Here is an 11,784-nt window from a genome sequence, read left to right as displayed (position 1 = left end):
GCGGCCTTCGTTGGGGCGCGCGAGCAGAAAGATAAAATCGAGATCAGTGCGGCGGTAGGGCTCGTAGTTGGGTCTTATGCCGATAATTTGTTGTAAGCGTTGCAATCTCTGCTGGCTTTTGTCGATGTTGAGAATACTTTTTATCTGTTTTGAATAGTTATTTTTACTCGAGTCAAAGGTTTGGCTCGCTACTATTTTGCCACCTAATTGCTGCCAGCGGTCGGTAAACGCGACGGCCACTTTTTGACCCCAAGAGCCTTCTGGGGTAATCACTAACGCGCGTTTATGGCCTTTGGCTAGCGCGATGTCGGCAATTTGCGCAGCTTCGTCCTCTGGGTTGAGCCCGAATTGATATAGGCCGCTAGGGAAACTATTTCCTTCAATTCGGTTTAGGGCAAGTGTGGGCAGTGTCATGGCTTGGGGATGACTTGTGCTCAATGCACTTACTTGCTCTTTTTCCAATGGGCCGATAACTAATTTGTTGCCGTCGTTAACTACCTGTTGATACAGCGTGTTTATGTCGTTGCTATTGCTGTCGTACAGTTTGATTTTAGGGACGCTACCGCCTTGATTTAAGGTCTCGTAATAAGCGGCGAAAAAGCCGTCGCGAATCGCTTTGCCATACGCGGCGAGGCGGCCGGTTACCGGGAGGATTAGGGCAATTTGATTGGGTCGCTCGACAATTAAATCATCTAATTTGTCGAGGCCGCCAGGGAGAGAGTATCGCGCGGGGTGGGTGGGCCAGCGGTTTAGCCAGGCATCGCGCTGACGTACTTGGGCTTCGATGTCGCCCTGATTGTCTTTGGCCACGGATGCAAGTTCAAGCCAGCCTAGATAATCGCGGTTGCCCGTGCTACCGATGTTCTCGATCAGTGTCGCAGTGGGAATCTGCATTAAGGACTGCCAGATTGACTCGCGATTTGCTGCTTGTTGGCTAGGATTTAGCATGGGGTCAATAAATATCCACTCCCTCGCGGCAGCGAGATGGTCGCCTTCAATTTGGAATAATGAAGCGCGCAATTGGCTGTATTGCAATTGTTGACGTATCGGCGCGTCGATCACTGAGGCTTCAATAAGTGGATCTGATAATTCGGCGAGGGCGCTACCAAATTCGGCGTGGCCGCGCTGAACTCTTGCACGAATAATGGCGAGGCGCAGGGCCTGTCCGGAGCTTAATTCGGGGGGGATTAACTCGCCAACGACGTCATCAGCGCGGGCAAGCTCGCCTTCGCGAAGCAGTACTTCGGCGGCGCGGAGCAATAGATCTGCCGCGTCATCGCTATCGAGGGTTGTGGCTTCAAGCAGCCATTGTTCAACCAGGGCCACATCAGCGGTTGCCGGGTTGAATTCGCCACGTTGCTGTACTTCCGGTCGAGCTTGCACTGGAACCCGCTTAATATCAGGCCGATTGTACACGCTGATCGGCGGAGGTGCGGAAGCACAGCCGACAAGTACGCCACAAGTGAGTGCAAAAGCAAAAGTTCTTGTCTTCATTGATCAGCCATTGTTAGTCTGCGCGGTCAAGTATCATGAATGAGGCAGTTGTTGTGGAAATTAGCCCCACCCTTTACGTTGTTGCGACGCCAATAGGGAATTTGGCGGATATGGTACCCCGAGCCGTAGAGGTCCTACAAACAGTTGCGCTTATTGCGGCGGAAGATACTCGCCATAGTCGAAGCTTGCTGACGCATTTTGACATTGATACGCCCTTGGTGGCCTATCATGATCACAGTAATAATGCCGCTTTGGAGCGTTTGCTCGACCATTTGCGGGGCGGGAAGGACTTGGCCCTCATTTCTGACGCTGGCACGCCGCTGGTGTCGGATCCTGGCTATAAGCTTGTTGATTTGGCGCTGCGCGAGGGGTTTAAAGTCGTGCCAATTCCAGGGGCCTGTGCAGTGATCGCCGCCTTGAGTGTCGCAGGTCTGCCGTCGGATCGTTTCATGTTTGAGGGTTTTTTGCCTGCAAAGCAGCACGCGCGACAGGGGGTTTTTAAAACACTGCTTAGAGAGCGGCGAACCATGATCTTCTACGAGGCGCCTCACCGTATAAAAGACTGTGTCGCAGATGTGGTAGCGGTGATGGGGCCTGGGCGGGTGCTGGTGTTGGCGCGGGAAATTACCAAAATGTTTGAGACGGTCAAGCGCCTCCCCGCTGCAGAGATGCTGGAATTTGTCAGTGCTGACAGTAACCAGCAGCGCGGTGAGTGTGTGCTTTTAATTGCAGGCTTTGCCGGAGATGACGGTCTTCCCGTGGAAGTGATCGAAATGCTCGATATATTGCGCGAAGACTTACCTTTAAAGCAGGCGGCAGCACTGTGCGCGAAAATTAGCGGCATCAAGAAAAATCAGCTATACCAGTACGGCATTGAAAACCCTTTGTGATTGCTAGTGTAAATAGCGCTTGCGTCAGTCCTGACTACTGGTTATTCTTACAGTTGAGTCGGCCAGACGATCGCTCGGCAGTTCGCTGCAGGGAGGAAAGTCCGGGCTCCGCAGGGCAAGGCGCCAGGTAACGCCTGGGAGGTGCGAGCCTACGGAAAGTGCAACAGAAAATACACCGCCTACGTAGCGCAAGCTGCCGGTAAGGTTGAAATGGTGCGGTAAGAGCGCACCGCGCGACTGGTAACAGTTCGTGGCATGGTAAACCCCGCCTGGAGCAAGGCCAAATAGGAATCCAATGCTGTGGCCCACAGTGGATTCGGGTAGGCTGCTAGAGGTCTGCGGTGACGCAGATCCCAGATGAATGGTCGTCCAAGACAGAACCCGGCTTATCGGCCGACTCACCTTTTACCCCCCTCTTCTTTCGCAAAAATATGCACAACTTAATGTAATTCATTAAGTTGCTGTCTCATCTTGTTGTTCCTGCAAGTTAAGCTTCGAACTGCGTGGTCTCGTTAGCGAGTTTTGCACGCAAGTTACTGACATTTTTAAGAAAAATCCCTCTATTTAGCTCCTATCCTCGCTTGACACTGGGGCTTGCAAGTTCCTATAGTGTCGTTTAGTGGGTAGAAGTGGTTTTTTGTGGTGTTTTGGGGTTTTTGAAGCAGAGAAGGTGGGTTTTGTGTTCCTAGGTAGTCATGCAATCACAATGGACAGTAAGGGGCGTTTGGCAATTCCAGCCAAAATACGCGATGCCCTCGTGTCTGTATGTGAGGGCCGCTTGGTGATCACGGCGCACACTGAAGAGCGCTGCTTATTAGTCTATCCCGAGCCTCAGTGGCTAGATTTGCTGCCAAAAATTGAAGCCTTGCCGAATATTCACCGCAAAGCGCGGCTGGCGCAGCGGTTGTTACTCGGCTATGCCACCCCTCTTGAAATGGACGCGAATGGCCGAGTGCTGTTGCCGCCGCCATTACGCGATTACGCTGATCTTGAAAAGAAATTATTACTTGTCGGGCAGGGTAAAAAATTAGAGCTGTGGAGCGAGTCGGGTTGGTTCGACTGGCTTGGTGCAGCGGGAGAGGGTGATGATATGCCGGACGAGATGTTGTCACTGTCATTGTAGAGAGTGAGTCATTTGGAACAGCATTTAACAGTACTGCTCGACGAGGCCGTGGCGGCACTGGTAACGGATACCAGTGGTCGTTATATCGACGGTACCTTTGGTCGTGGCGGTCACAGTCGCCAGATACTGGGGCGCTTGAGCGCCGAGGGGCGCTTGCTGGGAATCGATAAAGACGCCCACGCATTTTCTGAAGGACTTGAGTTAGCAGAGGCGGATCAGCGCTTTAGTATTGCCCGTGGGTCCTTCGCCGACTTTGCCGAACTCGCCGAGTCGAGTGGTTTGGTGGCACCGTTTAGCGGTGTGCTATTAGATTTGGGTGTTTCGTCGCCGCAACTGGATCAGGCGGAGCGCGGCTTTAGTTTTATGCGCGACGGTGATTTAGATATGCGCATGGACGTCGATCGCGGTATGAGCGCTGCTCAGTGGATTGCTGTTGCAGATGAAACGGAGATTACTAAAGTTCTGCGGGATTACGGCGAAGAGCGCTTTGCCAAACGTATCGCTAGAGCAATTATCGCTGCTCGTGAAGAGCAGCCTATAACTCGAACACTGCAGTTAGCCAAAATTGTTACTGAAGCTAATCCTGCGTGGGAAAAGCATAAGCACCCGGCGACCCGGAGCTTTCAGGCCATACGGATTTTTATTAATGACGAGTTAACGGATTTAGAAAAACTACTAAACAAGGTTGTTGATAATTTAGAAGTGGGTGGTCGTCTGGTTGTTATCAGCTTTCACTCGCTGGAAGACCGCATTGTGAAGCGCTTTATGCGACGCCAAGCCGAAGGCGAACAGGTGCCCGCTTATATTCCGGTTACTGAAAGTCAGCGGAATCGGAAATTGAAGATTATTGGTAAGGCGGTTAAAGCCACTGATCACGAAGTTGCATTAAACCCAAGGTCTCGCAGCGCCGTAATGCGAATTGCAGAAAAACTCGCATACGACGAGTGTGCCTAAGGTTGAGCCATGTTGGAAGGTAAGCAGCGCAATAGTATGAGGAATGTCGCTTCAACGCCGGCCCCGCTGGGCGGCGTGGTGGTGCCGGCGCTGCTGATATTAGTGGTTTTGTCCTGTGTAGCCGTGATTCAGAGCTCACATAAAAGCCGGAAATTGTTCGGCGAGTTACAGGATTTACGCCGTGAGGCAATGTTGTTAGAAGAAGATTGGGGACGTTTATTGCTAGAACAAAGCACCTGGGCTTCGCCGGATCGGGTGCAAGATATTGCAGTACAAAAATTGAAAATGCAGGCGCCCAAAATGCGGGAGGTCAAAATGGTTCGGGGTTATGGTAAAGCAGGCTAAAGTTCAAATATCGCCTTGGCGCTTCCGAATTGTGGTCGGCGGCCTTTTGCTGCTTGCATTTTTGTTGGCGTGGCGGACGCTTACCTTGCAGGTGCTGGATGTCGATCGTGGCTACCAGTTTCTTCAGGGGCAGGGTAATGCCCGCACTAATCGTACCGAAGTCATTCCTGCGCACCGTGGGATTATCAGTGACCGCAATGGTGAGCCCCTCGCAGTGAGCACACCGGTGGCCTCGATTTGGGCAAACCCCCAAGAGTTGCAAAATGCGAAAGGCGACTGGGCAAAATTGGCCGGTGCGCTGGATATGTCTACAAGTGAACTATCGCGGCGTGTTGAGCGCTACCGTGAAAGTCAGTTTATGTATTTGCGTCGTCATGTGGCACCCGCAGCGGCCCAAGCCCTTATGCAAATGAAAATTCCCGGTGTGTATTTGCAGCGGGAGTACCGTCGCTTTTACCCAGCGGGTGAAGTGACTGCGCATATATTGGGCTTTACCGACGTTGATGACCGAGGGCAGGAAGGTCTGGAATTAACCTACGACGAGTGGCTCAACGGCACCCCGGGAAGGAAGCGGGTGTTGAAGGATTTGTACGGGAATATTATTAGAGAGATAGACGCCGGGGAGGCGGCCAGCCCAGGCAAAGATGTTCAACTGAGTATAGATCTGCGCTTGCAATACCTAGCGTATCGCGAACTTAAAGCAGCAATAAACCGAACCGGCGCTAAAGCCGGTTCGGTCGTTATTATTGACAGTGAAACGGGCGAGGTGCTGGCGCTGGTGAATCAGCCCTCATTTAACCCGAATAACCGCAGTCAGTTGAGCCCAGACGCACTGCGTAATCGCGCGGTGATTGATATGTTTGAGCCCGGTTCTACCGTAAAGCCTTTGACCATGGTGGCTGCCTTAGAGAGCGGTAAGTATCAGCCAGATACCCAGATTAATACTAACCCTGGGTACATAAAGGTCGGTCCAAAAGTTTTGGAAGATCACCGCAATTATGGGGTGATCACCGTCGCTGAGGTCTTGAAAAAATCCAGTCAGGTCGGCACGACAAAAATAGCGCTATCTCTCGATGAACACGACGTCTGGGGTGTTTTTGACCGCTTTGGCTTGGGCCGGACGACGAGCTCAGGGTTTCCCGGTGAAAGTAACGGCATGCTGCCAAATCGTCCTAACTGGCGGGCAATTGAGCGCGCTACGTTTGCCTTTGGTTACGGTATTACGACGACAAATTTACAGCTGGCTCAGGCCTACTCCGTTTTCGCCAATCGCGGTGTATTTCAGCAAGTAACCATGCTTAAACGCACGGAAAAAGCGACTCAGCAGCAAGTTATTTCCGCCAAGATAGCCCGTCAAATCGTCGATATGCTTGAGGAAGTGACTGAGCTGGGCGGCACGGCAACCCGTGCCCAGGTAGATGCCTATCGCATTGCGGGGAAAACGGGTACCTCCCACAAGGCGGTAGCCGGTGGTTATGCTGAAGATCGCTATTTCTCCATTTTTGCCGGTGTAGCGCCGGCCAGTAATCCACGGATAGTCGCCGTGGTGACGATAGACGAGCCCAAGGGTGATTATTTTGGCGGCTTGGTTGCGGCGCCGGTCTTTTCCAAAGTGGTGTCCGACGCTTTGCGCTTATTGAATATCGCTCCAGATAATATTGAAGCAGCTGAGCCTAAACCTAAAATTAAAACCAAAGGAGATGCGGCAGCGTGATGGTAGACCAGCAGAACTACACATTACCGCGCTTATTGGGCGATTTGCTTCCGGGCCTCAGCCACGAAGTTGCCGCCCTTCCCGTGACCGGACTAGCGCTAGATAGTCGGAAAGTACAGGCTGGCGATGTGTTTTTAGCCATCAAAGGTCGTGAAGTGGACGGTCGTGATTATATACACGCCGCCATTTCGGCAGGCGCGGTGGCGGTGATTGCTGACGCGCCGTTTGATGCTGCGCAGTGGTCCTTGCCGGTCGTCGTTATTGAACGCTTAGAGGCGCACATTAGTGAGATCGCGGGGCGCTTCTACGGTTTGCCTTCGCGACAGCTGCAACTTATAGGCATTACTGGGACCAATGGTAAAACTTCCTGTGCATGGATGGTCGCCCAGCTGCTAGAGGCGATCGGCCAACCTTGCGGTTTGATTGGCACGCTTGGCAATGGTCGCTTTGGACGTTTAAACAGTGGCAACAACACCACTCCCGACGCGGTATCGGTTCAGGCACTTTTGAGTGACTGGCGTGATGGCGGCGCAAATTGGGCAGCGATGGAGGTGTCCTCCCATGGTTTGGCCCAGCATCGCGTGGCAGCCTTAAGCTTCGCCGCCGCTGTATTTACCAATCTAAGTCAGGACCATTTAGATTACCACGGCTCGATGGAAGCATATGGCGCACAAAAGGCGCGCTTGTTGAACTGGCCGAGTCTGCCCCTAGCGGTGATCAATCGGGATGACGAGTTCGGTCGCAAGCTAATGACTGAGTCGACAGCAAAGCAGTTAGTCGACTTTAGTGTTGCTGATTCGCAAGCCAAGGTTTACGCCCAAAATGCACGCTGCGATATGCAGGGTATTGTGGCGAAAATCCAAAGCCCCTGGGGCAGCTTTGATCTGCAGTCGCCGTTGCTGGGTGAATTTAACTTGTCGAATTTGATTGCGGCAACGGCGGTATTGCTCGGCTTAGGCGTAACGGTAGAGGCCATTGCCGAGGCTATACCAAAATTAAAGCCGGTTCCTGGCCGTATGGAATGTCTGCGCTCCGCCGATGGCGTGTTGGCGGTAATCGACTACGCCCACACCCCAGATGCCCTTGAGAAAGTTCTCAAAACCTTGCGTCCCTTAAGCGCGGGAAAATTGCTGTGTGTAATGGGTTGCGGAGGTGATCGAGATCGCAGTAAGCGCCCCTTGATGGGAGCGATAGCAGAAGAGTTTGCGGACGCGGTGGTGGTGACTAATGACAATCCGCGTTCGGAGTCGGCAACGGCCATTATTGCCGAAATCTGTTCGGGCATGCGCAGTTCGCCGCAGGTGGTATCCGAGCGCGACGCCGCGATTGCGACTGCTATTGCGGCAGCTAAACCTGGCGATGTGGTGTTAATCGCGGGCAAGGGCCACGAAGAATATCAAGAGATCGCAGGGCATCGTCTGCCCTTTAGCGATATTCAGTGTGCGCGACTGGCGCTGGCGGCGAGGCCGACCCTATGATCGGGCCATTAAATCTACAGGCAATTGCGGTGGCCACGGGTGGCGTGTTGAGTGGCGAGAATCTGTCCGTTGAGCGGATTTGCACCGACAGTCGTAAAGTGCAAAAAGGCGATCTTTTTGTTGCCCTTAGCGGCGACAAATTCGATGGTAATCAATTTGTTGGGACGGCTAAACAAGCAGGCGCGGTTGCCGCTATTGTTAGTGCCACAACGGATCTTCTGCCCAATGTTAGGGTCTCAGATACCCGTCGCGCTTTGGGCTTGATTGCTCGCGAGAATCGACGCCGTTTCGGCGGCCCTCTGGTCGCTATTACTGGTAGTAGTGGAAAAACCAGTACTAAAGAAATGTTGGCGGCTATTTTTGCCCAGTGTGGTGAAGTGTTCGCCACAGCTGGCAATTTAAATAATGAGATTGGCGTGCCCTTAAGTTTGCTCGCGATCTCTGCGCAACACCAGTTTGCGGTTATCGAAATGGGTGCCGCAAAACAAGGTGATATCCACTACCTCTGCGAATTCGCCGAGCCAACGATTGCCGTGCTGACAAATGCTCAGCGTGCACATATTGAAGGTTTTGGTTCATTGCAGGGTGTGGCTGAAACCAAGGGCGAGATATTTCGCGGTTTAGCGAAGGGCGGCCTCGCCATTATCAATGCTGATGATGCTAATTGCGCACTGTGGCAGTCCTATGCCAGTCATGTGCAGCAACGCCTATTCAGCCTGGTACGGGAGGATGTCGATGTGTTTGCGCGTGATATTGATCTGAGTGAGCCGGGCCGAGTTCGTTTTGAGTTGGTGAGTTTTGCCGGTAGTGCCAAGGTATGTATGCCCCTGTCGGGTCGGCATATGGTGGCCAATGCCCTAGCGGCAGCAGCGGCAGCGCTGTCGGCCGGAGCCAGTCTTGGTGAGGTCGTTTGTGGCTTGGAGTCGGTGCGTGGGGTAAGCGGCCGGCTGTTGCGGCGCGATATCGCGGACATCGCCGTGATTGACGACAGTTATAACGCGAACCCTGGTTCGGTGCGGGCGGCGATAGAGGTGTTGGGTGCGAGTAAGGGGCGAAAGATTCTTGCGCTTGGCCACATGGCTGAATTGGGCGCAGAGGCAGCTCAGCAACATCGAGAGATTGCGGCGTACGCTAGAGAGAACCGTCTCGATGCCGCTTTCTTTGTTGGTGAATACGCCAGCATGATGGCGACCGAATTTGGTCACAATGGCAGTGCATTTAGCGATAAGCCGAGCTTGATCTCGGCCCTGAAAAACTATTTACAAGCAGGGGATACGGTTTTGGTTAAGGGTTCGCGCAGTGCAGAAATGGAAGTGGTAGTCGATGTGCTGGCTGATGATTTAGCGCAGAGGGGCAACTGAGATGTTGTTGCTACTTGCCGAATATTTAAGTCAGTACGTCAGCGCGTTCGGGGTTTTTCAGTACCTGAGTATCCGCGGCATACTGGGGGTGTTAACTGCCTTGGCGATTTCACTGATTATTGGCCCAGTGATGATCCGCAAGCTTAACTTTTATCAGATCGGCCAGTCGGTGCGCGATGACGGTCCCCAGTCGCACCTCAGTAAGTCTGGCACGCCAACAATGGGTGGTGCGCTGATTTTGGTTGCAATTTTTATCAGTACCTTGCTGTGGTCAGACCTCACCAACCATTTTGTGTGGACAGTGTTAATTGTGACCGCCATTTTTGGTGCGGTGGGTTGGGTCGATGATTACCGCAAGGTGATTGAGCGCAATCCTCGCGGCTTGCCCGCTCGCTGGAAGTACTTTTGGCAAAGCGTGGCGGGGCTTGGCGCGGCGATTTATTTGTACATCACGGCAGACAGTGCCGTTAGCACGCAGTTGTTTTTTCCCTTTTTGAAAAACCTCAGCTGGCAAATGGGCCCTTTATTTATATTGCTGACCTATTTTGTCATTGTTGGCGCGAGCAATGCGGTGAATTTAACCGACGGTCTAGACGGTTTAGCGATTTTACCGACGGTCATGGTCGGCGCCGCACTGGGCTTAATCGCGTATTTAACCGGTAACGTAAAATTTGCGGAATACCTGCACATTCCCTATGTGGCAGGCGCCGGTGAACTCATCGTAATTTGTGGGGCGTTGGCGGGCGCGGGGCTTGGCTTTTTGTGGTTTAACACCTATCCCGCGCAGGTTTTTATGGGCGACGTCGGTGCCTTGGCGCTGGGTGCAACACTGGGCACGATCGCCGTCATTACCCGCCATGAAATTGTCTTTTTTATCATGGGCGGCATTTTTGTACTGGAAACCGTGTCGGTGATTTTACAGGTGGCTTCATTCAAATTAACTGGACGGCGTATTTTTCGTATGGCGCCAATACACCACCATTTTGAATTGAAGGGCTGGCCAGAGCCGCGGGTTATTGTTCGTTTTTGGATTATCACCGTCATGCTGGTGCTATTTGGTCTAGCAACACTAAAACTGCGTTAAGGATTGGGAGTTAGAACGAAAGTGAGTTTAATCGCATCCGACAATAGGCGGGTCATTATTGGTTTAGGTAAAACTGGGCTTTCTATCGCCCGTTATTTTACCAGCCGAGGCTTGTCTTTTGCGATTGCCGATAGCCGCGATGCGCCGCCGGAACTCGATTTGTTTCGCGCGGAATTTCCGCAGCTCACACCTATTCTAGGCGCGTTTACTAAAGACCAGTTTTTGTCGGCGACGGAGCTAATAGTCAGTCCCGGAATTTCTTTAGCTGAACCGGCGCTGGCCGCAGCGAAGGCAGCCGGTGTAGCAATTACTGGTGATATTGAATGGTTTTGCCGTGAGGCCAAGGCGCCCATCGTGGCTATTACTGGCTCGAACGGTAAAAGCACCGTCACGACACTCGTGGCGGAAATGGCGAAAAGCGCAGGGCGGCGCTGCGCGGTCGGCGGCAATTTAGGGACTCCGGCGTTAGATTTACTGGACGACAGGGCCGAGCTTTATGTATTGGAGTTGTCTTCGTTTCAGTTGGAACGCTGTGCATTTATTGGCGCCGAAGTGGCGACGGTATTAAATGTCAGTGAAGATCACTTAGATCATCACGGCAATATGATTGCTTATCACCAAGCTAAGCATCGGATATTTCGCGACTGTAAGAAAGTGGTTATTAATCGGGACGACGCCCTGAGCACACCCTTAGTACCCGATGCGGTAGAGAAATGGAGCTTTGGTTTAGGCCGTTCAGATTTCCGGGCATTTGGTTTAATCGAAGAAGACGGCGTGCAGCACTTGGCCTTGGCTAGAGAAGCCTTACTGCCTGTGTCGGCCTTGAAAATCGCCGGCTTACACAATATTAGCAATGCGCTAGCGGCCCTAGCTTTAGGCGCGGCGGTAGACTTACCGATGAGTGCCATGCTGAGTACGCTGACGGAATTTACTGGCTTGGCGCATCGCTGTCAGTTTGTGGCGCAGTGGCAGGGCTTGCGTTTTTACAATGATTCGAAAGGCACCAATGTTGGCGCTGCGGTTTCTGCTTTGCGGGGTTTGAGTGGCGCCGGCAAGGTGGTGCTCATTGCGGGTGGTGTTGGCAAGGGCGCGGATTTTAAACCCTTAATAGAAACCCTAGTCGATGTGGGGCGAGCGGTGGTGTTTATTGGTGAGGCCGGCCCAGCCATGCGCACAATGTTGGATGGCCGGTTGCCCGCCGAACTGGCTACAGATATGTCTTCTGCAGTTCGCGCGGCGGCCGCCTACGCGCAGCCTGGTGACGTGGTGTTACTGTCACCAGCGTGCGCGAGTTTCGATATGTTCAAGCATTACGAACATCGCGGTGAGGTTTTTGCCGAG

At 52.8% G+C, this 11,784-nt stretch carries 10 protein-coding genes and 1 other RNA gene; 10 read left to right on the top strand and 1 reads right to left on the bottom strand.

What is annotated here, in order from left to right; all coding sequences use genetic code 11:
* The coding region (locus tag ABYT30_RS09335; protein ID WP_373096174.1) for a penicillin-binding protein activator at positions 1-1,494 on the bottom strand (1,494 nt) is incomplete at its 3' end.
* A 35-nt stretch (positions 1,495-1,529) separates the two neighbouring features.
* Here ABYT30_RS09335 and rsmI point away from each other — a divergent pair.
* The 10 genes from rsmI to murD all read left to right on the top strand — a co-directional run.
* Positions 1,530-2,384 (top strand): 16S rRNA (cytidine(1402)-2'-O)-methyltransferase, encoded by an 855-nt coding sequence (gene rsmI / locus ABYT30_RS09330; RefSeq protein WP_373096172.1) that lies wholly within the window; start codon positions 1,530-1,532, stop codon positions 2,382-2,384.
* 54 nt (positions 2,385-2,438) lie between these two features.
* Positions 2,439-2,789, top strand: an RNA gene (gene rnpB, locus ABYT30_RS09325) — RNase P RNA component class A.
* A 274-nt stretch (positions 2,790-3,063) separates the two neighbouring features.
* On the top strand, positions 3,064-3,507 hold the full coding sequence (mraZ, locus tag ABYT30_RS09320) for a division/cell wall cluster transcriptional repressor MraZ (protein WP_373083702.1): 444 nt from the start codon (positions 3,064-3,066) through the stop codon (positions 3,505-3,507).
* A 12-nt stretch (positions 3,508-3,519) separates the two neighbouring features.
* Entirely contained in the window at positions 3,520-4,461 is a 942-nt protein-coding gene (gene rsmH, locus ABYT30_RS09315) for a 16S rRNA (cytosine(1402)-N(4))-methyltransferase RsmH (protein ID WP_373083694.1), read from the top strand.
* A gap of 9 nt (positions 4,462-4,470) precedes the next feature.
* Positions 4,471-4,806, top strand: a complete 336-nt coding sequence (ftsL, locus tag ABYT30_RS09310) for a cell division protein FtsL (RefSeq protein WP_373083696.1) — start codon at positions 4,471-4,473, stop codon at positions 4,804-4,806.
* Positions 4,790-6,520 carry a peptidoglycan D,D-transpeptidase FtsI family protein gene (locus ABYT30_RS09305; protein ID WP_373096170.1) on the top strand — a complete coding sequence of 577 codons (1,731 nt, stop codon included), beginning with the start codon at positions 4,790-4,792 and terminating at the stop codon, positions 6,518-6,520. The genes ftsL and ABYT30_RS09305 overlap by 17 nt, the downstream gene beginning before the upstream one ends.
* Positions 6,520-7,998 (top strand): UDP-N-acetylmuramoyl-L-alanyl-D-glutamate--2,6-diaminopimelate ligase, encoded by a 1,479-nt coding sequence (locus tag ABYT30_RS09300; protein ID WP_373096176.1) that lies wholly within the window; start codon positions 6,520-6,522, stop codon positions 7,996-7,998. The genes ABYT30_RS09305 and ABYT30_RS09300 overlap by 1 nt, the downstream gene beginning before the upstream one ends.
* Entirely contained in the window at positions 7,995-9,359 is a 1,365-nt protein-coding gene (gene murF, locus ABYT30_RS09295) for a UDP-N-acetylmuramoyl-tripeptide--D-alanyl-D-alanine ligase (RefSeq protein ID WP_373096168.1), read from the top strand. The genes ABYT30_RS09300 and murF overlap by 4 nt, the downstream gene beginning before the upstream one ends.
* Position 9,360: 1 nt before the next feature.
* Positions 9,361-10,443 carry a phospho-N-acetylmuramoyl-pentapeptide-transferase gene (gene mraY / locus ABYT30_RS09290; protein WP_373082571.1) on the top strand — a complete coding sequence of 361 codons (1,083 nt, stop codon included), beginning with the start codon at positions 9,361-9,363 and terminating at the stop codon, positions 10,441-10,443.
* Positions 10,444-10,464: 21 nt separating this feature from the next.
* Positions 10,465-11,784: UDP-N-acetylmuramoyl-L-alanine--D-glutamate ligase (gene murD, locus ABYT30_RS09285; RefSeq protein ID WP_373096166.1), on the top strand; the 1,320-nt coding region annotated here is incomplete at its 3' end.

Source organism: Zhongshania sp. (genome assembly GCF_041623545.1).
GTDB lineage: Bacteria > Pseudomonadota > Gammaproteobacteria > Pseudomonadales > Spongiibacteraceae > Spongiibacter.
This window is presented reverse-complemented; position numbering and strand designations above follow the sequence as displayed.